Annotated in this window: 23 protein-coding genes and 7 tRNA genes; 6 read left to right on the top strand and 24 right to left on the bottom strand. The window is 41.2% G+C overall.

The features are described 5' to 3' along the window. Position 1: 1 nt before the first annotated feature. The 15 genes from AT15_RS01155 to rplU form a co-directional block, all read right to left on the bottom strand. Positions 2 to 643 carry a DUF4894 domain-containing protein gene (locus AT15_RS01155; RefSeq protein WP_084251376.1) on the bottom strand — a complete coding sequence of 214 codons (642 nt, stop codon included), beginning with the start codon at positions 641 to 643 and terminating at the stop codon, positions 2 to 4. 6 nt (positions 644 to 649) lie between these two features. Further along, positions 650 to 2,548: a DNA topoisomerase (ATP-hydrolyzing) subunit B gene (gyrB, locus tag AT15_RS01150; protein ID WP_068345502.1), complete on the bottom strand. Its 1,899-nt coding sequence runs from the start codon at positions 2,546 to 2,548 to the stop codon at positions 650 to 652. 14 nt (positions 2,549 to 2,562) lie between these two features. Next, the gene (locus AT15_RS01145) at positions 2,563 to 2,859 is read right to left on the bottom strand and encodes a DUF721 domain-containing protein (RefSeq protein ID WP_068345500.1); all 297 of its coding nucleotides are present in this window, start codon (positions 2,857 to 2,859) and stop codon (positions 2,563 to 2,565) included. Continuing rightward, entirely contained in the window at positions 2,856 to 3,695 is an 840-nt protein-coding gene (locus AT15_RS01140) for an aminotransferase class IV (RefSeq protein ID WP_084251374.1), read from the bottom strand. The genes AT15_RS01145 and AT15_RS01140 overlap by 4 nt, the downstream gene beginning before the upstream one ends. Next, positions 3,661 to 4,959 (bottom strand): tRNA (N(6)-L-threonylcarbamoyladenosine(37)-C(2))-methylthiotransferase MtaB, encoded by a 1,299-nt coding sequence (gene mtaB / locus AT15_RS01135; RefSeq protein WP_068345498.1) that lies wholly within the window; start codon positions 4,957 to 4,959, stop codon positions 3,661 to 3,663. The genes AT15_RS01140 and mtaB overlap by 35 nt, the downstream gene beginning before the upstream one ends. Beyond that, entirely contained in the window at positions 4,956 to 5,411 is a 456-nt protein-coding gene (locus AT15_RS01130; RefSeq protein WP_068345496.1) for a CBS domain-containing protein, read from the bottom strand. The genes mtaB and AT15_RS01130 overlap by 4 nt, the downstream gene beginning before the upstream one ends. Before the next feature lie 4 nt (positions 5,412 to 5,415). After that, on the bottom strand, positions 5,416 to 6,384 hold the full coding sequence (locus tag AT15_RS01125; RefSeq protein WP_235598467.1) for a 1-phosphofructokinase family hexose kinase: 969 nt from the start codon (positions 6,382 to 6,384) through the stop codon (positions 5,416 to 5,418). A 22-nt stretch (positions 6,385 to 6,406) separates the two neighbouring features. Beyond that, positions 6,407 to 7,123: an ATP-binding cassette domain-containing protein gene (locus AT15_RS01120; protein WP_068345492.1), complete on the bottom strand. Its 717-nt coding sequence runs from the start codon at positions 7,121 to 7,123 to the stop codon at positions 6,407 to 6,409. Continuing rightward, a complete protein-coding gene (locus AT15_RS10240; RefSeq protein ID WP_161484639.1) occupies positions 7,116 to 7,292 on the bottom strand; it encodes a hypothetical protein in 177 nt (58 codons plus the stop codon). Before AT15_RS10240 ends, AT15_RS01120 begins: the two co-directional genes overlap by 8 nt. A gap of 97 nt (positions 7,293 to 7,389) precedes the next feature. Further along, a complete protein-coding gene (rpoD, locus tag AT15_RS01115) occupies positions 7,390 to 8,586 on the bottom strand; it encodes an RNA polymerase sigma factor RpoD (RefSeq protein WP_068345491.1) in 1,197 nt (398 codons plus the stop codon). Then, positions 8,576 to 10,303: a DNA primase gene (gene dnaG / locus AT15_RS01110; protein ID WP_068345489.1), complete on the bottom strand. Its 1,728-nt coding sequence runs from the start codon at positions 10,301 to 10,303 to the stop codon at positions 8,576 to 8,578. The genes rpoD and dnaG overlap by 11 nt, the downstream gene beginning before the upstream one ends. A gap of 61 nt (positions 10,304 to 10,364) precedes the next feature. Further along, positions 10,365 to 10,769, bottom strand: coding sequence for a 30S ribosomal protein S9 (gene rpsI, locus AT15_RS01105; protein WP_068345487.1), 405 nt, complete (start codon positions 10,767 to 10,769; stop codon positions 10,365 to 10,367). A gap of 13 nt (positions 10,770 to 10,782) precedes the next feature. Next, positions 10,783 to 11,307, bottom strand: a complete 525-nt coding sequence (gene rplM, locus AT15_RS01100) for a 50S ribosomal protein L13 (protein ID WP_068345486.1) — start codon at positions 11,305 to 11,307, stop codon at positions 10,783 to 10,785. Between the two features lie 33 nt (positions 11,308 to 11,340). Beyond that, complete coding sequence (rpmA, locus tag AT15_RS01095; RefSeq protein ID WP_068345484.1) at positions 11,341 to 11,592, bottom strand: 50S ribosomal protein L27; 252 nt, start codon at positions 11,590 to 11,592, stop codon at positions 11,341 to 11,343. A 16-nt stretch (positions 11,593 to 11,608) separates the two neighbouring features. After that, entirely contained in the window at positions 11,609 to 11,923 is a 315-nt protein-coding gene (gene rplU / locus AT15_RS01090) for a 50S ribosomal protein L21 (RefSeq protein WP_068345483.1), read from the bottom strand. A 213-nt stretch (positions 11,924 to 12,136) separates the two neighbouring features. On the opposite strand from rplU, the gene AT15_RS01085 reads away from it, so the two are divergent. Continuing rightward, positions 12,137 to 12,225 (top strand) — tRNA-Ser (locus tag AT15_RS01085). Between the two features lie 39 nt (positions 12,226 to 12,264). Continuing rightward, positions 12,265 to 14,280 (top strand): alpha-amylase family glycosyl hydrolase, encoded by a 2,016-nt coding sequence (locus AT15_RS01080; RefSeq protein WP_068345481.1) that lies wholly within the window; start codon positions 12,265 to 12,267, stop codon positions 14,278 to 14,280. Between the two features lie 97 nt (positions 14,281 to 14,377). Here the strand turns inward: AT15_RS01080 and AT15_RS01075 are convergent, their stop codons facing one another. The 9 genes from AT15_RS01075 to AT15_RS01035 all read right to left on the bottom strand — a co-directional run bounded on the left by AT15_RS01075 (position 14,378) and on the right by AT15_RS01035 (position 17,862). Next, a complete protein-coding gene (locus AT15_RS01075; protein ID WP_068345479.1) occupies positions 14,378 to 14,641 on the bottom strand; it encodes a stage V sporulation protein S in 264 nt (87 codons plus the stop codon). 40 nt (positions 14,642 to 14,681) lie between these two features. Then, positions 14,682 to 14,758, bottom strand: a tRNA-Arg gene (locus AT15_RS01070). Positions 14,759 to 14,769: 11 nt separating this feature from the next. Next, positions 14,770 to 14,845: transfer RNA gene (locus AT15_RS01065), tRNA-His, on the bottom strand. Positions 14,846 to 14,863: 18 nt separating this feature from the next. After that, a tRNA-Arg gene (locus AT15_RS01060) sits at positions 14,864 to 14,939 on the bottom strand. Continuing rightward, a tRNA-Gly gene (locus AT15_RS01055) sits at positions 14,940 to 15,015 on the bottom strand. A 5-nt stretch (positions 15,016 to 15,020) separates the two neighbouring features. After that, a tRNA-Pro gene (locus tag AT15_RS01050) sits at positions 15,021 to 15,096 on the bottom strand. A gap of 119 nt (positions 15,097 to 15,215) precedes the next feature. Beyond that, complete coding sequence (locus AT15_RS01045; RefSeq protein WP_068345477.1) at positions 15,216 to 16,910, bottom strand: sigma-54 interaction domain-containing protein; 1,695 nt, start codon at positions 16,908 to 16,910, stop codon at positions 15,216 to 15,218. 1 nt (position 16,911) lies between these two features. Next, positions 16,912 to 17,721: a 16S rRNA (adenine(1518)-N(6)/adenine(1519)-N(6))-dimethyltransferase RsmA gene (rsmA, locus tag AT15_RS01040; RefSeq protein WP_068345475.1), complete on the bottom strand. Its 810-nt coding sequence runs from the start codon at positions 17,719 to 17,721 to the stop codon at positions 16,912 to 16,914. A 50-nt stretch (positions 17,722 to 17,771) separates the two neighbouring features. Further along, positions 17,772 to 17,862: transfer RNA gene (locus AT15_RS01035), tRNA-Ser, on the bottom strand. Positions 17,863 to 17,945: 83 nt separating this feature from the next. Between AT15_RS01035 and AT15_RS01030 the strand changes: the two genes are divergently transcribed. The 4 genes from AT15_RS01030 to AT15_RS01015 all read left to right on the top strand — a co-directional run bounded on the left by AT15_RS01030 (position 17,946) and on the right by AT15_RS01015 (position 24,103). Continuing rightward, positions 17,946 to 19,259 (top strand): phosphohexomutase domain-containing protein, encoded by a 1,314-nt coding sequence (locus tag AT15_RS01030; RefSeq protein WP_084251373.1) that lies wholly within the window; start codon positions 17,946 to 17,948, stop codon positions 19,257 to 19,259. Continuing rightward, the gene (gene uvrA / locus AT15_RS01025; protein WP_068345470.1) at positions 19,252 to 22,095 is read left to right on the top strand and encodes an excinuclease ABC subunit UvrA; all 2,844 of its coding nucleotides are present in this window, start codon (positions 19,252 to 19,254) and stop codon (positions 22,093 to 22,095) included. The genes AT15_RS01030 and uvrA overlap by 8 nt, the downstream gene beginning before the upstream one ends. A 68-nt stretch (positions 22,096 to 22,163) precedes the next feature. Continuing rightward, positions 22,164 to 22,697 (top strand): GNAT family N-acetyltransferase, encoded by a 534-nt coding sequence (locus AT15_RS01020; protein WP_068345733.1) that lies wholly within the window; start codon positions 22,164 to 22,166, stop codon positions 22,695 to 22,697. 236 nt (positions 22,698 to 22,933) lie between these two features. Next, positions 22,934 to 24,103 (top strand): MFS transporter, encoded by a 1,170-nt coding sequence (locus tag AT15_RS01015; protein ID WP_201029918.1) that lies wholly within the window; start codon positions 22,934 to 22,936, stop codon positions 24,101 to 24,103. The last annotated feature ends 47 nt before the right edge of the window (positions 24,104 to 24,150 follow it).

Raw genomic sequence — 24,150 nt, 5'->3', positions numbered from 1 at the left:
GTCACCTCACCCTCATCAGTTTACCATCACTGAAAAGTAAATATTCGCTAGTATCTTCTGCATTGATTATTTCCTCAATTACTTCCTGTTGCTTTTCAAGTAAAGTTTCCCAATCGAAAACCTTTAGAACAACTCCACGTCGGAAAAAAAGAGTTCCGCTTTTATAATCCACACCAGAGAGTCTCCTTAAAAACATGGTATTGCCATAGATGGAGTCAATCACTCTGAAAAAAGGTTCATCGGATTTCGCCAGGGTATATCCAGATTCTTCTTTGGTGAATTCAAGGCCGCTTATTATTGGGAAGCGCTCAATTTCATCTTGAACCGCAAAATCAACCAATTGCTTTCTTCCCATCCAATAGTATCTACCGTCCAGATAGACTATGTATCTGGCGGAGTCAAGGAGATACTTCCCTTCACCTATTTTTTCGACTCCCGGTGGAATAATTATATCAATTCTCCACTTTCTTCTGAAAGCGTAAGGAAAAATTATCTTGCGCGCCTGGTTATCATCCAATGTATAGAGCCTGGTTACTACTTCATGCGGCTCTGTGAAGACCACTTCAACTAACATATTAGCTAGCGATATAATCCATATTACCTCAATACAAAGAAGAAGGGCGATAACTCTTCGCCTTAGCATAGCACATCAGATGTCGAGATTGTCAACTGACAGGGCATGGCGCTTGATAAAATCACGTCTCTCGCCCACTTCGCTTCCCATTAATATGCTAAATACCCTGTCCGCTTCTTCGGCATCTTCCATCTCTATTCTTATTAGTTTTCTTCTTACAGGATCCATTGTCGTTTCCCAAAGTTGATCGGGATTCATCTCGCCAAGTCCTTTATATCTCTGGATGTTTAGCCTTTTTCCGGCATTTTCCTTTGAGAAAGCTTCAAGTTCCTCATCTGAGAAGAAGTAATATTTCTTTCTATTGAGCTCCACCTTGTAAAGAGGTGCCTGGGCTATATAAACCCTACCAGTTGAAATGAGTGGAGTCATATAACGATACAGAAGCGTTAAAATCAGCGTTCTGATATGTGCTCCGTCCACATCAGCATCTGTCATGATTATGATCTTCCCGTATCTCAACTTTTCCAGGTTCAAATCATCACCGATCCCGGTTCCCACAGCAACGATTATGTTGTTTATCTGCTCGTTTTTCAGCAGTTTTTCAAAACTGGCTTTTTCCACGTTCAATATCTTACCTCTCAAAGGCAATATAGCCTGGAATTCCCTGTCTCTTGCCTGCTTTGCCGAGCCGCCAGCTGAGTCACCTTCAACAATAAACAATTCCGTGTTGTCAAGGTCCTGGGAGATACAATCGGCCAGCTTGCCGGGAAGAGTTGTGTTTTCAAGGGCATTTTTCCTTCTAACCATCTCGCGGGCCTTTTTCGCTGCCAATCTCGCTTTGGCCGCATCTACTGCTTTTGATATGATGGCCTTAACTTCTTTCTGGTTGTATTCAAAGACCTCCGGCAACTTGTCTCTGAGCACCTTAATAACCGCCTCATAGCCTTCCTCATTTCCAAGCTTGGCTTTTGTCTGTCCTTCGAACTGGGGTTCTTTGATGAAAATGCTCAAGACTGCTGTTAAGCCCTCCCTGACATCTTCTCCCTGTAAATTGGGGTCTTTCTCTTTTATTATGTTGAATTTTTTCGCGTAATCGTTTATGAGTTTTGTTAAAATCGTCTTGAACCCTGTAAGGTGAGTTCCGCCTTCCACCGTCTTGATGTTGTTTACAAAGGTCAATATGTGCTCTTCAAATGATGTCGTGTATTGCAATGCAAGCTGAACTTTTATATCGTTGAAGGTTCCTTCTATATAGTAGGGCTCCTTGTTGATAGCTGTTTTCTTCCTGTTCATGAATTTAACAAATTCCGATATGCCGCCTTCAAAATGGAATGCGCGCTTTTCATTGATTCTTTTGTCTTCAAAGATTATTCGCACGCTGGGATTCAAAAAAGCAAGCTCCCTCAGTCGCGATTCAAGAATGTCAAAATCGAAATCGGTGGTCGTGAAGACAAGCTTGTCAGGCTTAAACCAGGTTTCTGTTCCCCTTTTATCTGTTTTACCTATTATCTCAACAGGTGTTACAGGAATACCTCTTTCATAACGTTGGCGATAGATTTCGCCTTCCCTATGAACTTTCACTTCAAGCCATTCAGAAAGCGCATTTACAACGGAAACACCGACACCATGCAAACCACCGCTGATTTTATAGCTGTCTTTCGAAAATTTGCCACCAGCGTGAAGGGTTGTCATTACCACTTCAAGTGCACTGGTGCCTGTATCAGGGTGAACATCAACGGGTATTCCTCTACCGTTGTCCATTACTCTCACAGTACCATCTTCAAAGATAGTAACTTCTATCTGATCACAAAATCCTGCTACAACTTCATCGATACTGTTATCAACGACTTCATACACAAGGTGATGAAGTCCAGCCTTTCCCGTTGAACCTATATACATACCGGGTCTTTTTCTTACGGGGTCAAGACCTTTGAGTATTTTTATACTTTCAGCATTGTAACCTTTTTCAGGCATTCGTACACCTCCAACTATTTCTTTGATATGAATTTTATGCGGTTAATTAATTTAGTGCCAAGATGTTTATTCAACCTGCTCAATATTGCGGTTTTCTTTATTGAAAGCTCATGAATCCATAAGCCATCGTCAGCACCAACAATAAGCGTCCCATCAGAATAATCAACAATTCTGGAGTGTTGAGAAACGATGGGGCCTACTATATTTGCCCACTCGTTTTTAAGCCTCAGGATCCTTATTTTTCTCAGAAGAGGATTGGTTCTCGAAAGCTCATCAAAAATATCTGATAAAGGCTTGTAGTTTTTCTTCAAAGCTTTATCCCCTTCCAGTTGTCCTCTCGGGTCATAACATAACCTTCGAAGTTATCCATGAGAATTCTTGTATAACCATCTGGAAATTCCTCAATTAAGACCTTGCTCTCCAATCGCCTTACGGGAACAATGCCAGCGCTTGTATGCGTTAGAAAGATTTCATCAGCGACAAAAGCTTCCCAGGCCATCACTTTTCTGATTTCAACCTTCATTTCCAATGCAGAAGCAAGATTTAGTACATTTTCGCGGGTTATTCCCGGTAGAATTCCTGAGGCCTCGTACGGGGTAATCAAGGTTTCTTCTTTTACCAGGAATACATTCGTAAAGGAACCTTCGCAGAGCTCGCCCTTTTCATTTAAAAGAAGCAGGTCATAACATTCGCCCAGCCTGGTTTTTGAGAGAAAGCTCCAGGGAGCTCCAATTAGTTTCAATTTCCCCGGAATTATGTTTTCTGACGGTCTTTGAAAGGGAGATATTCCCACTTTAACTCCCAGTTCATAAATATCCTTTGATATTACAGGAAGCTCTTCATAGAGGAGCAAAAGATTCTGCCCGGCAAGCACAATCCTTATCCTAAGTTCGCTATTAGTCCTGTTCATTTCAATTCCTTCCATAACAAGTGAAGCCAGCCTGTCAAAGCCTGGAAGGGCTTTTTCAACTCCCATGTATTCAGCACAACGCAAAAGCCTGTCATAGTGCTTTTTCAAAGCAAAGGGGAGCCTATTGTAGGTCCTGACAACCTCGTAAAGGAAAAGACCTTTTACGAACCAGTCGGACTTAATATTGATAGAAGAATCCTCGTCAGGTAACCATTGATTTACAATGAAATTCTGCACTGGAAAATGCCCCCGATTCAAAGATTTCTGATGTCCTTACTCTAATGAACTCCTTTGGTAAAGAGCCGGGTACCTTGTGCTGTATGAAATATTCATCATAACCAAAGCTGTATTTTCCATCACTTCTTTCAATAAGAACTAAACTTTCGCGGCCAAGTTGTTTCTTGAGATAACTTAATGAGCTTCTTTCGGCTATCTCTTTTAAGATCAAAGCGCGTTCTTTCTTAATGTTTCCGGGAACCTGATCAACCATCTTTGCCGCTTCTGTTCCGGGTCTGGGAGAAAACCTAAAAACATGTATCTTCAAAAACTCCAGTTCTCTTACAAAATCCAGAGTTTCCAAAAAATCTTCTCTAGTTTCACCGGGAAATCCCACAATGATATCTGTGGTGAAAGAAAACCGTGGGTTATTCCGCCGGAAATCGTTTACTATGGATCTATATTTATTTTTGGTATAATTTCGTTTCATCAATTTCAGCACTCTATCAGAACCGCTCTGAAGTGATAAATGAACGTGCTGGGCAATTTTCTCCGGATTTTCTGTTATCAACTGGATAAGTTCCTGGTCAATCAATCTGGGGTCAAGGGAACTGAGCCTGATGCGCCAATTGCCCTCAAATGCAAGCAACCTTTTTAACAATTCTACCAGCTTTGTGGAACTTCCAAAGCCGTAGAAGCCGATATTAATGCCCGTTAACACTATTTCTTTAAAACCAGCTCTCAGGAGATCTGTGAATTCATTTACAATCAGCTCCACAGGCTTACTATCGATTCGTGTTCCCCGGGCAAGCCTTATACGGCAATAGGCGCAGTGATTCAAGCAGCCATCCTCAATCCCTATATAAGCTCTTGTTCTTCCTTCAGGGCTGGAACTTACGCTGAAATATGTTTGTCCCAATATTTCTGCTGCTTTATCTCTGGCTTCGCCATCTAATAACTTCGAAAGCTCAGCTCTTATGTTTACCTTTTGCTTTACGCCTAAGACAAGGTCAAAACCAAGTTCTTTCAATTCTTCCGGGTTGACCTCTGAATAACAGCCTACTATGACAAAGTTGCTTTTGGGAGATTTCTTTTTGAGTCTGCGATAAAGCTGCCTGAGTTTCCTTTCTGCCTCGGCTGTAACAGTACAGGAATTTATGATGTATATGTCAGCGTTATCATCGTCAAAGGCTATTTTATATTCATCGTGAAGCTTTTCAGCCATACCCTGGGATTCATATTGATTCAGCTTGCACCCAAAAGTGAAGAATGATACTTTTTTCATTGGTTGTTGATCTTTCCTTCTAATGCGACATGAATAAGATTTATTCTGGTAAAGATGCCTATAAGTCTATGTTCACTATCTACTACCGGTATGGCTTTAAGTCTTTTTTTGATGAGTAAGTCAGCGGCATGTATAGCTGTGTCCTCAGGATGAATTACTATTGGTGGCGTGACCATAAATTTTGAAACTGGCTCATCTTTTATTTCGCCGATTTTCCTCACAAATTGATGAGTATCGGGTATAAATGATGCACTCTGTAACAAAGAAAAATAGCTTGGGAGAGCGTTGTTAATTATATCACTTTCGCTTATAAAGCCGACCACTCTGAAATGCTCATCGACCACGGGGAAACCCGATCTATTTTTTCTTATGCATGAAATGATGAATTCTTCAACAGTTTCGTCTTCAAAAATAGCTGATACATCCTTTATCATTGCAGTTTCAACTTTCATTTAATCACCTCAGTCTGCTTACTTCAAAAGCATCTGAGCATATTTCAACATCATCTGTTGAAATAAACTCTTTTCCAATGAACTTTGTTTCAGCTATGGCAGCGGCCATGCCCCATTTTGCAGCTTCAAGTAGATCCTTTTTGCCCCTTAACAGCTTATACACTACACCAGCCACAAAGCTGTCGCCTGTTCCGAGAAGATGTGATCTCTCGATGTGCTCTTTTGCTTTCAATAGCCAGACCCCATCTGAGGTAGCAACAACATCGCCCTCAATTTCATAAGAGAGAATTGCCATTTTGCTTCCCATCTTGACTGTTTCTTCGGCGGCTCTTACATAATCTTCAAGGGTTTTCAAAGTTTCCCCCAGAAATTCATTCTTACTTCTCAGGTCAGGCTTTACGACAGTAATCAAACCTTCTTTTACTGCCTGTTCAAAGTATTCTCCGATAGATTCGCAGATAACCAGCTTTTCAGAGTTTTTTGCTTTCCTTATGAGTTCAAGATAATAATCCTTCGAAACTCCTGGCGGAACGCTGCCCGATAACACAGTGCACTCAGTACGTTTCAGGGAGATCTCATATCTTCTCATGAACTGTTTCATCGATTTCTCATCAATAGTTGGCCCGAGGGAATTGATTTCGGTAATCGTGTCATTAGAAGGATCGATTATCGCTAAATTTTCACGCGTTTCCTCGTCAACAAAGACAAAATTCGTTGTGACGATATCGCTCAACATTCTCAATTTCTGTTCGACAATGGAACCGATAAAGCCGCCCAAAAAGCCCATGGCAATACTGTGAATCCCAAGCCCGGAGAGGATTAAAGAAACATTAATCCCTTTACCGCCGGGTTCCATGACAGAGTATTTTTGATTATTTATTCTGTGCAATTCATTAATCTGGAAATTGTTAACAACAACTTCCCGGTCTAACGCAGGATTTAATGCGACCGTCAGTACCTCCAAAGGGCACACCTCCGGGTATTATGATAAATGTTTAGCGACTCATCAGAACAAATTTTTCTGGTTCGTCGGCATATAAAATTTTACCATTTTTTAGGTATATCAACAAATCAGCGATGTCCATAAATCTGTGAAAAAAACGCGAAGAAATTATGAGAGCTCGCTCACCCTTTGAATCGAGAAGAAGATTTTTTACCAATGTGCAGGATTGATCGTCCAGATGATCCAGAACATTGTCAATAATGACGACCTCAGGATCCCTGATAAATGTTGAGTAAATAAGCAGCGATAGTTTTAGCGAAGATGGAAATTGCTTAAGTGAAGTCTTTGGATTTGTTTGGAGGATGCTTTGAAGTTCTAAAAGCTGTAGCAAATCCAGCTCTTTATCACTAAATTCCTCAAAACTGAAATTTTTCCCTTTCAAAAACCTGAAAAACTCTATAACGCTGAAATTATCAATGGTGTACAAAAAGGATGTGTCAATATAAGATATCTTCTGCCTGAGCTCCTTTTTTGGCAATTCCTGAAGGGGCGTTCCATTAAATGTTATCGTCCCGGTACCTTCAACGTTATCAAAAAGTTCCTCATTCAAGTGAATAAAGGATCTTAACAGCAGGGATTTGCCTGAATTTCTTGGACCATATATAAGCGTAACTTCTCCATGATTTATGGTAATGGTGATACTATCGAGTTTTTTCTCGCTGTCAACAATAAGGGAGAAGTTTTCTAAATAAAGGGCAGCCTTATTCACCAGGCTGCCCTTCTTTTCTTTCAGCAGCTTTATTCGTATAGCAAGAAAGTCGCTTTATGACTTCTTCATTGGCGTTTTTGTCACCTTTTGTGGCGCGTTTGATCAAATCAATTTGTGAAAGAATTTTTGGACTGGTTGCTATGTTAGTAACCACTTTCTTAGGTTCCATTTTCTCACGCCCCTTTACTTCATTTAGAATTATACGATAAATATTTTTACAACTGGTGATACGAAAATTAAAAGGACTTTTCTAAACTAAAAAGGGGCTATTTTTCAGATTTTGAGCTAGTTAGCATTCCAACAAGCGCTTTGAGCTGTTTGCTCCTTGATGGATGTCTCAATTTACGCAAAGCTTTAACTTCTATCTGTCTTATTCTTTCTCTTGTAACGTTGAAGAACTGTCCAACTTCTTCTAATGTTTTGGTCTTACCATCTAAAAGGCCATACCTCATTTTCAGTACCATGGCTTCTCTTGGACTAAGGGTATCAAGCACCTGATCAATATGCTCCCTGAGAAGCATCTTCATAGCTGCTTCCTGGGGTTTTTCGATGGATTCGTCGTGCACAAAGTCTCCCATTGTGGATTCTTCGTCACCGCTTATAGGCGATTCGAGAGAAACTGTCTCTTTAGATGCTGCCAGGATTTCTTCTATCTTTTCAGGCGGCTTGCCGGTAAGCTTCCCCAATTCCTCTACACTGGGATATTCACCATGTTCCTGAAGGTGCTCCCTAATCACCTTATTTACTTTGTTTATGGTTTCAACCATATGTACTGGAACCCTTATGGTCCTTGCCTGATCTGCGATGGCCCTTGTTATTGCCTGCCTGATCCACCAGGTTGCATAGGTGCTGAATTTATACCCCTTTTTCCAGTCAAATTTCTCGACCGCTTTTATCAAGCCGATATTTCCTTCCTGAATAAGATCAAGAAACGTTAATCCTCTTCCTATATAGCGTTTTGCGATTGAAACCACCAGTCTGAGGTTGGCGGTAATGAGCTCTTCCCGGGCCTTCGGATCGCCTTTCTGGGCTCTACGCGCCAATTCTCTTTCTTTGCTCGGGGTGAGAAGAGGTATTTTCCCGATCTCTTTCAGGTACATTTTTATGGGGTCCTTTAGAGAAATGTTGTCATACATTTCTGGCTCTTCCTGTTCAAGAAGCGACGAAAAGTCTTCACTTTCTTCAAGGTCTTCCGGGCTTTCTTCAGCATCTGGCGGTTTCTCGAGAATAGCTATTTTATTCTTCTCGAATTCTTCATAAATAACTTCTACCAGTGAGGAATCGAAACCTTCATAATCGGGTGGAAAAGCATTGTCTATATCTTCATATGTGATGTAACTCTGCTTTTTTCCCTTCTTCAGCAATTCCTTTATGCGCTTTTGAATTTCGTCTTTCGTCAATTCTACTTTTTCACCAGCTTTTTTAGGTGATTTTGAAGCGCCTTTCTTTGTTTCACCTGCCATGGTTATCACCACCTTCACGTGTTTTCCTTAACAGGCGAGATAATTCCAGCCTTCTTATCAACAAAGAATTTTTGATTTCTTTGTCGGTCGCTATTTTGATTTTTCTGTCTATTTCATTTATTTGTTCCCTTATCAATGAAGCACCCACACGTGTTTCAACATCTTCCACAATTCTTCGTGCTATCTCAATATCTATTGTATCTTCAGATAATTGAAGCAATTCCTCGCCTAATTCGCGGGGCGCGATCTTTAGCAATTCTTCGATTTCGAGGGATTTCTTGAGCAGCGGTATTAATTTCTTCAAGCTACCTACTTCAGAAAGTTCAAGGGCCCTGACAACACGTTTTCTGAAACCTGGTTGCGAGAAATACACACGCATCAATTCCCTTTCAAGGGGTGTTAGTTTTGTCTTCTCAAAAGCATATTCAATTCGTTCCCGGTTTTCTCCTCTGAAGTAACCTTTCAGGTTTTCTTCAGAATAACCCGTGCGTTCTGACAGGGCTCGTATCAGCATGTTAAAGCTTGCCAAATCACCGGCATTTTTGTAGTTCATCGCAGCGGTTTTTATCAGGTTCACCAGCTTCTTCTTTCCCTGACCTGTGGAAATGTCTATGTCCCTTTTTACGAAATCCACGCGAAATACAGGAGCAGGAAGAGCATTGGTTAATATTTCTCTTATGGCTTTTGCTCCTTTGGAGCAGAAAAGGTCTGATGGATCTTTTGCACCGCTGTACTTTGCAACGGCTATGGAGAAGCCCATCTTTTCAGCCAGTTCAATTGAACGTATACTCGCTTTTAAACCGGCCTCATCAGAGTCAAAAAAGAGCAGGATGTTTGATGTTAAGTTTTTGATCGTCATTAAATGCCTGCTTGTTAATGCCGTTCCCAGCACACCTACAACATTTTCTATGCCAGCCTCAAAAAGAGCCATTACGTCAAAATAACCTTCGGCTATCACAACATAATCAAGATTTTTGATAGCCTTTTTTGCCAGGTTAAGGTTGAAAAGGACTTCTTTCTTCTTGAAATAGCGTGTTTCAGGTGAATTAATATATTTGGCACCGAAAGCCTTTTCAGTAGCACGGCCACCAAGGGCAACTATGCGACCAGATTCATTGAAGATGGGAACCATTATCCTCCCGATAAATCGATCTATCAGACTGCCATTTCTATTCAAAGCCACACCGGCTTTAATCAGCTCATCCCTCGTTACACCCACTTTTGACTGAATTTCTTTGATAAAAGTTTCATCATCAGGGGAAAAACCAATTTGGAACTTCTTAATCGTTTCTATCGTTAGCTTTCGCTTTGAAAGAAGATAATCAAGAATTTTTTTGCCTTCGTCCTTGAATAGGATCTGGTGATAAATTTTTGCCACTTTGCTGAGAGTGGCCGTGTAAACATCGTATGCAGTGGATACCTTAAAATTATCCGGTATCGATAAATTGGCAAATTCAGCGGCTTTAACAACGGCTTCTGTGAAACTCAGATTCTCTATTTTCTGGATAAAACTAATAGCATCACCGGATTCGCCACATCCAAAGCAATGGAAATACCCTTTGCTTGGACTAACATAAAAGGAGGGATCACTATCACTGTGGAAGGGGCATAATCCTCTCATGTAGTTTCCGGATTTCTGTAAAGATACGTAGCGCTCTATAAGCGCCACAATATCTACTTTCCTTTTTACTTCCTCCACAAATTCCCTGTTGAACACTCAACCACCACCGGGCAGTATAAAGGGGCCTGCTCTGCACAGGCCCACTATAAAAGGCAGCTTAACGTTTGGAGAACTGAGGGGCTCTTCTTGCTTTTTTGAGGCCGTATTTCTTTCTTTCGACAACTCTGGAATCGCTTGTGAGAAGTCCTTCTTTTTTAAGGAGAGGTTTGAGATCCACGTTGAACTCAACAAGAGCTCTTGAAAGACCGAGTCTAATTGCTCCTGCCTGTCCGGAAAGTCCACCTCCGGAAACTCTCATGACAACATCAAACTTGCCGAGAGTTTCAGTTAATACGAGGGGTCTTAACGCATGTCTTACCCAAGCATCATTGTGAAGATAACCTTTCAGATCGTCGTATTCTCTTCCATTTATTCTGAACTTTCCGTTTCCAGGTCTAAGTCTTACACGGGCAACGGAAGATTTCCTTCTACCGGTTCCATAATATTCAATCAGTCCCGCCATCTATTTAACCTCCTCACTTAACAAGTTCAATGGCTTCCGGTTTCTGAGCTTGGTGTTTATGCTCTGGACCGGCGTACACTTTGAGTTTTTTCAACATCTTATCGCCGAGTTTTGTTTTCGGCAACATGCGTTTTACAGCGAGCTTGATGACTCTTTCAGGGTGTTTAGCAAGCATTTCACGGGCTGATCTTTCTTTAATTCCACCTGGATATCCGGAATGCCTGTAATATTTTTTTTGATCGAGCTTTTTGCCTGTTAACCTTACTTTTTCAGCATTCACAACAACCACAAAATCTCCCGTATCGATATGTGGAGTATAAGTGGGCTTGGCTTTACCGGAAAGAATTAAAGCAATCCTTGTTGCCAAACGTCCTAATGGAATATCGGTTGCGTCAACAAGATACCACTTTCTTTCGACTCTATTCCCCTGAGGATCGGTGAGAAAATGTTCGATCTTTTTTATTTCTCCCTTGCGTTTAGTCTTAACGGTGAATTTTCTTGTTCCTATTTTATATACTGGTGTTTTTTGTGTGTTCATTATGCTTCCTCCTTTCGGATGACACAGCAGCCTTTATTCAGCATATACGCTCACGTACTTCCTTTTATTTTTCGTCTCGAAATGGACCTTTCCATCAATGAGAGCATAAAGAGTGAAATCCCTTCCCATACCAACATTTTTCCCGGGATGTATTTTTGTTCCTCTTTGTCTTATGATAATGGTGCCAGCTTTAACAAGAGAATTTTCGCCACGTTTTACGCCGAGATACTTTGGATTGCTATCTCTGCCATTTCTCGCTGCACCGCCACTTTTTTTGTGGGCCATTCAGTTCACCTCCACCTCAATACTCAATTTTTTCGATCAGAATCTCTGTAAACCACTGCCTGTGACCATTGACTCTGTCGTAATTCTTTCTTGGCCTAAACTTCACGATTCTGATTTTTTTGTCTCTACCATGACGAATGATCTTGCCAACAACTTTAACGCCTTCGAGGTAAGGCTTGCCCACTTTGGTACCGGATTCATCGCGAAGGAGTAGCACTCTGTCAAATTCGATTCTGTCGCCTTCGGAGTAATCTTTCTGTTTCTCGGTAAAAAGGCTCATTCCCTCAGTTACTCTGAACTGTTTTCCTGAGGTTTCAATTACTGCGTACACTGTTACACCTCCTTGTGCAATAATAAATAGCTGAGCCAGGTACCAACCGGATTTATGACCTGTCTCAAGCTCTTTTTGTCACCACGTTCGATATTCTAACACATTTTATGGCTACAACTACGGTAATTGGTAAACTTTTTTTTAATTTTCCAAATTTATGATGGCAATTTTCTCATTGACAGAAACAGCAGGTCTGGTATAATTTTACTGTTTGGAGGCGTATCCTAATCGGCTAAGGAGCCGGTCTCGAAAACCGGTGGGGTTTTTGCCCCTTGTGGGTTCGAGTCCCACCGCCTCCGCCAAAGGGCGGTGCTCCGCCCTTATTTTTTGGAGGTGTGTTTATGTATTTAAAGAGGGTAAAGAGTTTGCTTGATGAAAGAGCAGAATTTGGAACTGTGAACTTTTCAATCCCAAGGGAATGGTTTCCACCACGTTACGAAGGAACCGTTAAACTCAGTGGGAAATGGATCTTTGTCAATCCTTACGAATTCGGGTCAAGCATTTGCTCCTTTATTCTCTCAAAAGGAAAAGAAGGCGTGAATTATTTACAATCACTTTCAAAGATTAACAAAGAAACAACACCAGATTGGATCAATAAAAGCAACATTTATGGAGCATTTATTAGAACAACCGCTGCTTATGGTCATCTACATCCTGACCAATTTGAGCCCATAGATTCCGAAGGTTATACAGAGAGTGGCACAATCCTAAAAATGATTTTCATGCTGCCGTATCTGTCTTCTATGGGGTTTGATGCTATATATTTTCTGCCAGTAACGAAATACAGTGACCTTTTCAAAAAGGGAGAAGTAGGTTCACCATATTCCGTGAAGAATGTCTTTGAGATAGATCCACGATATCATGATTCTCTTCTTGATGGCATGAAAGTGGATGAGGAATTCAAGGCTTTTATTGAAGCCGCACACATCCTTGGAATGCGTGTAATACTTGACTTCATACCGAGAACAGCAGCGCGTGATTCGGAGTTTATTCTTGATCATCCTGAGTGGTTCTACTGGATTGATGTTTCAGAGTTAAAAAACTATGCTCCACCAAAAATCCCTGAACTCGGATTCGAAATTCCTTCGAGTGAAAACCTTGAAATTATATATAATAATAGGCAGGTAAAAAGGCATTTGAAAAAATTCAAACTGCCACCAAATGTTTCAGATCCTGAAAAATGGGATAATTTCGTAGCAAGTAATAGAAACAACCCGGAATTTCTCAATGAACTTGCAAAGACCTTCAAAGTGATAACACCTCCCGGCTTTTCTGATTGGGTAAACGACAATCAACCAACCTGGGACGATATCACCTTTCTCAGGTTTTATCACGATCACCCAACAGAAGCGACAAATTTCCTGAAAGATCCATCTTCACAGGCCCCCTACGTTCTCTATGATGTGATAAAAGCCTCTCTTTTTCCCGGGAAAAAACCAGTAAAAGAATTATGGAAGACCATTGAAAACATCATGCCATATTTCAATAGAACCTTTGGAGTAGATGCAGCAAGGCTTGACATGGGACATGCTTTGCCTGTTGAACTTGAAAGATCCATAGTCCAGAAAGCTCATAAAACCGACCCAGCATTTGCAGTTATTGCTGAAGAACTTGTTATGGATAACGATGAAAAATCTAAAAATTCAGGGTATAGCGGTATACTCGGTAATACATGGTGGATGGAGCCAAGAATCGAAGAGGGGAAACTAAAAGAACTCTGTTACAGAGTTTTACCGACTTTGAAAATTCCTGCATTGGGAGCGGCTGAAACGCCTGACACACCAAGAGCAGCGACCAGAAAGGGTGGAAAACTTTTCTCAAAATTTGCCACTGCATTGAATTTCTTTTTACCCAATGCCATTCCCTTTGTCAATTCAGGACAGGAAATATTTGAAATACAACCGATGAATTTAGGCCTTGATAACAGTGAAGATGGAAAATACGTTTTGCCTAGAGACGATCGATTTTATGGGAAGCTCGCCTTTTTTGATCATTATGCGCTTCATTGGAACTCAAACGATAACATGATAAAACTCATTTCGCATCTTTCGAAGGTTAGAGCAGAAAATATCGATCTTATAGCTCCAGAGCATTTAAGAACACTTTTTGAAGATGATTTGAAACTCATTGGTTATCTTTATTGGAATACGAAAAGGGGTCTTCTGATATTGGCAAATGCGGATCTTTATAATTCCAGGGAAATCTCTATAGACCTGGGATATTATACCTGGAAAGGGAAGCACGATGTCAGATGGCGCTTCAGAAATTACAGAGATGACAATTCTCTGTGGAAAATCGCGGGAATATTGTCAGTTACCTTGAGCCCCGGAGAAGTGATGATAGCAACAATAGAGTGAACTACCACACCTTAACAGATGTTGCTTCCAGCCTCCGACAAACGGAGGTCTTCTTTAGAAAAATTCGATAAAAAAACAGGCTGAAAAGCCTGTTTTTTTATTCGTTGGGTTTAACTAAGAATTTTATAGCTGTCCTCACTTCGCCATCAATCTCCACATCGGCAAAGGAGGGTAAGCAAATTAGATCGATCCCACTTGGAGCAACATATCCCCTGGCTATTGCTATTGCTTTTACTGCCTGATTTACAGCACCTGCACCTATTGCCTGTACTTCTGCTATCCCCTTTTCCCTTATAACCCCGGCTAAAGCACCAGCAACTGCGTTGGGTTTAGAGTTAGATGCTACTTTCAAAACCTCCATGGATGCTACCTCCTTTGTGTCCCTTGCAACAACCGGAAGATGGCGCGCCCGGCAGGATTTGAACCCGCAACCATCGGATCCGAAGTCCGATGCTCTATCCAGTTGAGCCACGGGCGCGCATAACAAAATGGGGTGGCTGGCGGGATTTGAACCCGCGACCACCTGATCCACAGTCAGGCGCTCTGCCAGCTGAGCTACAGCCACCACAACGAAAGAAATATTTGGTGCGCCCGGCAGGATTCGAACCTGCAACCCTCGGATTAGAAGTCCAATGCTCTATCCATTGAGCCACGGGCGCTGGAGCGGCCGACGGGACTCGAACCCGCAACCCTCGGCTTGGAAGGCCGATACTCTACCAATTGAGCTACAGCCGCCTAAATGGTCGGGGAGACTGGACTTGAACCAGCGACCTCCTGTGCCCAAGACAGGCGCGCTGCCATCTGCGCTACTCCCCGTCGCTGGATTAAATATATCAGATTTTCGTCCAAACGTCAATATCCCTGCAAGGTTAGCTATGCAATGAAAAGAAATCTTCACAAAAATAAAGATAATTTCAGTTTCCTATTCAGAGTATCTATGATATTCCGAGTTTCTCGATTTTATAGTACAAAGCCCTTATGCTAATCCCAAGTTCTTTAGCTGCTTCTGTTTTGTTTCCAGAGTGTTTTTTCAGTGTCTCGGCTATTATACGCTTTTCGTATTCTGATATAAGCTCTGAAAGTTTCCCGGTCTTTACCGTGGTTGTATTGCCACATGCCGGCTTAATCAATTCTGGCAGGTGTTCCTTCCTTATAACTCGCTCCTGTGGTTCCATGTTTATCATGGAACGTCCCAGAACATTTTCAAGCTCTCTTACATTACCGGGCCACTGGTAATTCATGAGTATTTGAAGGGCTTCAGGTTCTATGTTTTCCACCATGCGTCCATATTCCTGGTTGAGTTTCATAACAACAACCCTTGCAATTTCAGGAATATCTTCTTTGTGTTCAGAAAGTGGTGGAATTATAATAGGCACAACGTTTAGTCTGTAATAAAGGTCTGCAAGGAATTTCTTTTCTTCAACCAGTCTCTCGAGGTCAAGATTTGTGGCAGCAATTACTCTTACATCAAGCCTTATTGGCTTTGTAGAACCCAAAGGAGTTATTTCCTTGTCTTGAAGAAACCTGAGAAATTTTGATTGAACAGTAATATCCATTTTGCCTATTTCATCGAGAAAAAGAGTACCCTTATCAGCCTCTATGAGAAGTCCTCTTTTACCCCCTTTTTTGGCACCGGTAAAAGCCCCTTCCCTGTAACCAAAAAGTTCTGATTCCAGAATGCTTTCAGGCAATGCCGCGCAATTGACACTGACAAAGCTATTCTTGGCCCTATCACTTGCGTTGTGGATCGCATGTGCAAAGAGCTCTTTGCCTGTTCCACTCGGCCCTCTAAGCAATACAGTCATTCTTGTCCTGGAGACCCTTTTCGCCTGTTCAACAGCTACTTTTAGTTTTGGCGATGAACCGGCAATGTCGTCAAAGGTATAGCGCGCCTTAACATATCTGAGAATCCTTCGGGTATCTTCCAGTTCGCTTGCAAGTTTTTCTATTTCAGAGATATCGTGTATTACACCAACACTACCTTTGAATTCTCCTTTTACAAAGAGCGGAGTGATATTTACTATTACTTCCTTTCGTGCAGGCCCGACTTTAAGTCTGGCATTGTATATGGGTTGCCTGTTTCTTGCCACTTCTATATGAAGCGAAGAACCTTCTGCAATATCCACCGTGGCGAGTTTTCCCACCACATCTTTTGGACTCATTCCTGTTATGCGGGTATATGCTTTGTTGACAAGCACAATGCGTCCTCTTTCATCAGCAACAGAAATAGCATCGTGAGTGGAATCAATTATGGCTGTTAAAAGAGCTTCGATTTCTTTCAAATTCGTGACTTCTTCTGCCATTTTCTGGACTGTGGTTATATCCCGGAAAACTGCCATTACAGCATAAACCTTGCCATCAGCAGATTTCAGAGGAATCCTTGAAGTTACAATGGTTTTCTGATTAAGCTTCTGGATTTTGTCATACTCTGGCTCGCCAGTTTTCAGAACTATATGCAGGCGAGTGTTTGGTATAGTCCCAAGAGCGGGCTTACCAACAACTTCGTCTTTCTTCAGACCCAGTATACGACAGGCTTCATCGTTAATAAGGATAATTATTCCACTGGAATCAACAACCAGCACAGCCTCCACCAAGGAATTAACTATCTCTTCAAATATATGTTCTTTCATCTTACCACCTTTTCATCATGTGATATAGGTCAATAAAGGTATCCGTGGAAAGTTCCTCCGCTCTTATATTTTCGCTCAATCCAGCATCCTTTAAAAACTCTTCTACATCTCGAATAAGGCGTTTAAGATTGTTCTTGAGCTTCTTTCTTCTTTGAGCAAATGAAGACCTAACGAAAGCCCTGAATTGACTCTTTTCCTCATATGAAATCTTTGGTGAGGTTAAGGGTTCGAGTTTTATTACCGAAGAATCAACGCCAGGTACCGGGACAAAATTCTTCTTTGAAACGTCGAAAAGTTTCGTGACTTTTGAAAAAGCTGAGATGGAAACGGTTAGAGCACCGTATGTTTTGGTACCGGGCTTTGCCAGGAGTCTGTCAGCATATTCTTTTTGAACCATAAGCAGAGCTTCTTTGAAAGGTGGTGAATCAAACATTATCTTTTCAATAATGGGGGAGGTGATGTAATAGGGAACATTTGCAACAAAATATAGATCCCCGTCAACCTGCAAGTGTGAAAGGTCTGCCTTTAAGAAATCCTGAAAGAGCAATTGAAGGTTCTCATACTTTTTCAAAGGTGAAATCAAAGGGTCAAGGCTTTTGTCTATCTCATATGCGATTACCTTTCTGGCTCTTCTCAGGAGCAATTCAGTGAGTATTCCGGCGCCTACCCCTATCTCTATGACGGTATCGTTGTTGGTCAGGGCACAGTAGTTCAATATTTTTGATGAGATATTTTTGTTAAGCAAAAAGTTTTGGCCTAAAGAGCGTTTCAAAGAAATCTTGTGATCTTTCAAGTTTTTTTTGAGGTCCACAGCTTTACCTCCAATAGAAAAACCGGGGTATTGCTACCCCGTTCTAATTCTGGCGGAGAGAGTGGGATTTGAACCCACGGACGGGTTGTGCCCGTCACACGCTCTCCAGGCGTGCGCCTTCGACCGCTCGGCCATCTCTCCAGATTTACAGTATAATTATATAAGTAACCGGTGAACTTGTCAACGCAAAAAAGTTGATGAGCATAACAGAGAGGGGGATACAGGTGAAAAAGCTTTTCGGTACGGACGGTGTAAGGGGGATTATAAATGAGGATCTAACAGCCGAACTGGCCATGAAACTTGGTAATGCTGTCAGTCGCTATTTTCTGGGAAAGTACACCAAATTGATCATAGCAAAAGATACGCGAGGTTCAGGCGATCTTCTTGAAAACGCCGTTGCAGCAGGTGCTGCATCTGCGGGCATGGATGTGGAACTAATAGGTGTAGTCCCCACACCGACACTTGCTTTCATCACTAAAGAGGTCAATACGATAGGGATCATGATATCAGCATCACATAATCCAGCTGTTTACAACGGTATCAAGGTACTTGAAAAGGGAATGAAAATCTCCGATGAAGCGGAAGTTGAGATCGAAGGGCTTATAGCTGAAAAGCCTTATCATTATTCCATATACTCGGATGTTGGTAGAGTTGGATTTAATCACAAACTCCGTGATGTGTATCTTCAGTACGTTATACACAAATACAAAAATCGTCTTTTCCCGGATACCGAAGTGATCATAGATGGCGCTAATGGTGCGATTTCTACTGTTATCAAAGAAGTTTATAACGCACTGGGGTTAAAAGCTGATTTTAGGTATATTGAACCCAACGGCATTAACATAAATGATGGTTGTGGTTCTCTTCATCCACAGGTTATCGGTGAAGAACTTAAGCCCGGGCAAATCGGTGTGTTGTTTGATGGAGATGCCGATAGATGTCTTTTCGTGCTTCCCGGGAATCACCTTGTTGATGGGGACAGGTTAATGGCTTTAAATGCTCATCATATGATGAAAAATGGAAGGCTAAAGACCAACAAGGTCGTTGCGACAATAATGTCAAATCTGGGATTTGAACGATTTCTTCGGGAAAAAGGTATTGAGTTACTCAGAACAAAAGTGGGAGACAAATACGTTCTTGAGAAAATGCTTCAGACTGACAGTACATTGGGTGGCGAACAATCTGGACATATTATTTTTCTCGACATCAACACAACCGGTGATGGGCTGATTACATCCCTTGAAACCCTTTCTGCTCTCGCAAACATGGGGATAACACTCGAAGAATTCAATAGGAATTTCCCTACATATCCCCAGATTTTAAGAAATGTTCCTGTAAGCGATAAGAAAAAAGTCATGGATTGTGAGAGACTAAAAGAAGAGTTAGAAAGTTTGAAATCAGATAATCTGAGAATAGTTCTAAGGCCTTCCGGGACAGAACCGTATATAAGAATAATGGTGGAAGGCGAAAAGGAAGAAGAGGTAAACGTGGTTTGTGAAAGGCTCGTTGATCTTGTAGAGGAGTGTGCAAATGAGTGATTTTATATATGTGCATGGCGCCAGGGTGCACAATTTGAAGAATATCGATGTAAGAATTCCCAAACATTCCCTTACTGTAATAACTGGACTTTCGGGTTCTGGTAAATCTTCCCTTGCTCTGGACACGATTTACGCTGAAGGGCAGAGAAGATATCTGGAATCTCTATCCAACTATGCCAGGCAGTTTCTGGGCGAACTTAAAAAGCCTGACGTAGAAGGGATTGAAGGGCTTTCCCCATCCATAGCCATTGAACAAAAAAATCTCAGCCATAACCCACGTTCAACTGTGGGGACTGTAACGGAAATACATGACTATCTCAGGGTACTTTATGCCAGAGTTGGTAAACCACATTGTCCTCAATGTGGCAGGCCTGTTGAAAAGCAATCTCTCGATGAAATTGTAGAGATGATTTACAAAGAGTTTCCGGATGGAGAACGTGTTGCTATTTTAGCTCCAATAGCCCGTGAAAAGAAAGGTGAATTCAGGAGGGAACTGGAAGCTTTACGCAAACGCGGCTACATTCGCGTAATTATAGACAAGGAGCAATATGATCTTGAAGAAGAAATAGTGCTCGATAAAAATAAGCGCCACAGGATTGATCTGATTATCGATAGACTCAGAGTAACAGAAGAGAATCGTTCAAGATTAACTGACAGCATAGAAATGGCTCTGCATGAGGGAAATGGTTTTGTGGAGATAAGTTCTCTTGATAGAAATCACAGAAAAGGATACAGTGAAAACTTCGCCTGTCCTGTTTGTGGAATCAGCCTTCCTGATATAAACCCGAAAATCTTTTCTTTCAATAACCCTTACGGTGCCTGTCCTGATTGTCACGGGCTGGGTTATACCATGGAGCTTTCAGAAGAGCTTGTGGTTGACGAAGATTTAAGCGTAATTGATGGAGCAATAAAGGCAATTGGTAATTCCAGAGACAGCTTTAGTATGAAACGCATACTGAACGTCATCGAAAGCCTTGACGAAGATCCTCGAAAGCCTTTCAAAGAGATGAGAGAAGAAGTGAAGGAAGCCATTCTTTATGGAACTGATTATGATATTCGTTTCAACTACCAAACAGAAAATTTAACCTATCAGGTACGAAAACCTTTTGAGGGTATAATGAACAACCTTATGAGAAGATACAGGGAAACAGAATCTCAGGAAATCCGGGAGTGGATGGAAAGCAAATTTATGGAGAGTAGAATTTGTACAAGCTGTGGCGGTAAGAAACTCAGGCGTGAAGCACTGGGAGTAAAACTTGGCCGGTATAACATAGCAGAGCTTTCGGAGCTTACCATCTCTTCTGTGTATGATTATCTCTGTGAATTAAGACTGAGTGAGCATGAGTTAAAAATTGTGGGAGAGCTTTTATCAGAAATAAAAAAGCGGCTTCAGTTTCTCATAGATGTTGGGCTCGATTATCTAACCCTCTCACGTACAGCTATGACTCTTTCAGGGGGTGAAGCCCAAAGAATAAGACTGGCAACTCAAATAGGGTCAGGCTTAACAGGAGTTACCTATGTGCTCGACGAACCTACAATTGGACTGCATCCCAGAGACAACATGCGCTTAATAGAAACCTTGAAAAAGCTGAGAGATTTGGATAATACAGTAATAGTTGTGGAACACGATGAGGAGGTAATAAGAAGCTCCGATTACATAGTAGATATTGGTCCTGGTGCGGGAGTCAATGGGGGTGAAGTGGTTTTTCAGGGGCCCACTGAAGAACTACTTGAAAATCCTCCTGAAGAATCCCTCACAGGTAAGTATCTCAGAGGAGAGCTAGTAATTCCACGCTTGAAAAGCAACAATAAGGATGAGAAAAAGAAACTCATATTGCGTGGTGCACGACAGAACAATTTGAAAGCAATTGATGTAGAATTTCCGTTGGGTAAGTTCATATGTGTTACGGGTGTTTCAGGTAGCGGGAAAAGTTCATTGGTAATGGACACGCTTTACCCGGCACTCAGTAATCTGTTGAATAAAAGTAAACGTCAAGAAGGGCTTTATGATGCCGTTGAGGGTATTGAAAATCTGGACAGTATAGTTGTTATAGACCAAAGCCCCATAGGAAGGACTCCAAGATCCAATCCAGCAACATACACAGGGCTTTTTAACTTCATCCGGGATATATTTTCTCGGATGCCTGAAGCCAGAGCCCGGGGATATGCCAAAGGCAGATTTTCCTTCAATGTAAAAGGGGGGCGTTGTGAAGCATGCCAGGGACATGGACTGATAAAAATTGAGATGCAGTTTTTACCGGATGTATATGTTGAATGTGATGTTTGCAAAGGAAAGCGCTATAACAGGGAAACACTTGAAATCAAATATAGAGGAAAAAATATCTCAGACATTTTGAATATGACAGTGGATGAAGCCCTGGAATTTTTTGAAAGAATCCCCCCACTTCAGCGAGGATTGAAATTGCTTCAAGATGTTGGTCTGGGTTATATCACACTTGGTCAACCTGCAACGACCCTTTCCGGTGGGGAGGCGCAGAGAATAAAACTTGCATCCGAATTGAAGAAACGTTCAACGGGTCGAACATTCTATATCCTGGATGAACCAACCACAGGGCTTCACTTCGACGATGTGCACAAGCTCATAGCTGTTTTGAAGAGGCTTGTAGAAAAAGGCAACACAGTATTGGTTGTGGAGCACAATTTAGATGTGGTAAAAAATGCAGATCACATCATAGATCTGGGACCTGAAGGCGGTGATGCCGGCGGTGAAATTGTCGCTTCAGGAACATTAGAAGATATTCTTAAAAGCCCGAAAAGTTATACAGGCTATTACCTTAGAAAGCATCTTAATGTCGATAGTGAAGTATATCGTTGAGGTAAGTATTTTGGACAGAGATATTTGTTAGAAAGCATGGTGAAAAAATGGGAAATGAGTCAGATGAAATGATTAAGATAAGAAAGCTGGAACTGGATGATTTACAGGAAAATGCCCTTGATAACTTTAACAGGTATCAACTCACCACCTGTGTTAAATATATCAAAAATGGAAAAAATTTTTACAAAGAAAACTTCTTTGAAGAAGACTGGGATATTGAAAAAAAGAGGAAGATAGTGAAATATCTTCGAAGTTGTATTGAAGCTGGCGGGATTGTAATAGGAGCCATTAATAGAAATGACGAAATCATTGGATTTGGGAGCTTAAGACATTCTCTTTTCGGCAGCAAAAAAGAATATATAGAACTCTCTTATTTGCATGTATCTAAAGAATACAGAAATAAAGGCATAGGAAAGAAGCTGTTTATTATGTGTTGTGAATATGCAAAGCAACTGGGTGCGAAAAAACTCTATATGGGAACTCACCCTTCTGTTGAAACCCAACACTTTTATGAATCCCTTGGATGTATACCAGCAAGGGAAATCAACGAAGAAATTTACAACCACGAACCCCTTGATATACAACTGGAATACAATTTGTGACATAGCCTCAAATCTTTTTCTTCAACTCAAAGCTTGACCAAATTCAGGAATTATGGTAGACTGACCATAATATTTCCAAAAATTGTCTTCTTTGAGCTTAACTCCATCACAAAATCTCATTCCTGATAAGAGCTTAAATCCTAACAGAGCGACAGAAAACGGCGGAAATCTTTTCGCCTAAACAACTTTAGTAAAGCTTCTTATACACTTTTGACAATGCATAGGGGGGGAATAATTTGGTCAAGAGGAATCTTGTAATTTATCCTCTTTATAGATTTTTCATAAGTATGCTCATAATAGGTCCTGTATTGGTTCCCTTCATGTTGTTTAAAGGACTGAATTATTCTCAGATCATGCTGCTTCAATCTATTTCGGCCATTTCGGTATTTCTCTTTGAGGTGCCAACTGGCACAATAGCTGATAAAGTTTCAAGAAAGCTCTCACTTTTTCTTTCGGGTATTTTCGCCGCGATTGGTCTGTTGTTGTATATCTTATTCAAGAATTTCTATATCTTCGCTTTAGCTGAAATGCTTTTTGGCCTTGGTATGACCCTATCCAGCGGGGCTGATTCGGCGATTTTGTACGAAAGTTTGAAACAAATCGGAAAAAAGGAAGAGTATCAGCGAAGAGAAGGAAATGCGGCTTCGTATATTTTTGTTGGTCAAGCGGTGGGTTCAATATTGAGCGGATTTTTATACAAATACAATCATTTTGCCCCTTTCTGGATAAGTTTTGGAAATTTGTTAATCGCTTCTATAATAGCTTTGTTGTTTTTTGAAGTGGAACGAGAAAAGAGCGAACATAGGTATACCACTCATATTTTTAAGAGTTTTGGAATAATCTTTAAAACGCCCCGCATTTTATGGGCTGTATGCTTCAGCGCACTAATGGGTTTTGTTATAAGGGTAGGATATTGGCTTTATCAGCCATATTTCAAAGAAGTTGGTCTGGACATAGCCTGGTATGGCGTAGTTTTCTTCCTTTTCAACATAGTGGCAGCCTTTAGTTCGCATTATTTGACCAGACGTTATTCAGATGAAAGACCAAGAAGGGTTTTGCTTTCTTTGGGCACAATTATGGCGCTTAGTTTCCTTTTGCCTATCATTTTTATAGCAAAATGGGCTATAGCCCTTCTGGCACTTCAGCAGATTGCAAGAGGACTCTATAGACCTACAATGAATTTCTATATAAACCACCAGATTCGCGATAAATACAGAGCAACAGTCATTTCCACTGTGAGCCTTGTTTCGAATCTCAGTTTTGCGATTCTCTCCCCCTTTGTAGGGATAATGCTTGACAAAACAGGGACAGTTATGAGTTACCTCTTTGTTGGAATAGTAGCGGCATCAGGCACATTTGCGCTATATCTTCTCAGAAAGAGGCAAAAAGCTAGAAGCTTTTCATAACTTTTATTTTTAGCATTTTGGGGGGCATAAATTGTTTATAATCTTCT

It is taken from the genome of Kosmotoga arenicorallina S304, from assembly GCF_001636545.1.
GTDB lineage: Bacteria > Thermotogota > Thermotogae > Petrotogales > Kosmotogaceae > Kosmotoga_B > Kosmotoga_B arenicorallina.
The sequence above is the reverse complement of the archived record's forward strand: the minus strand, read 5'-3'. Positions and strand labels throughout refer to the sequence as shown.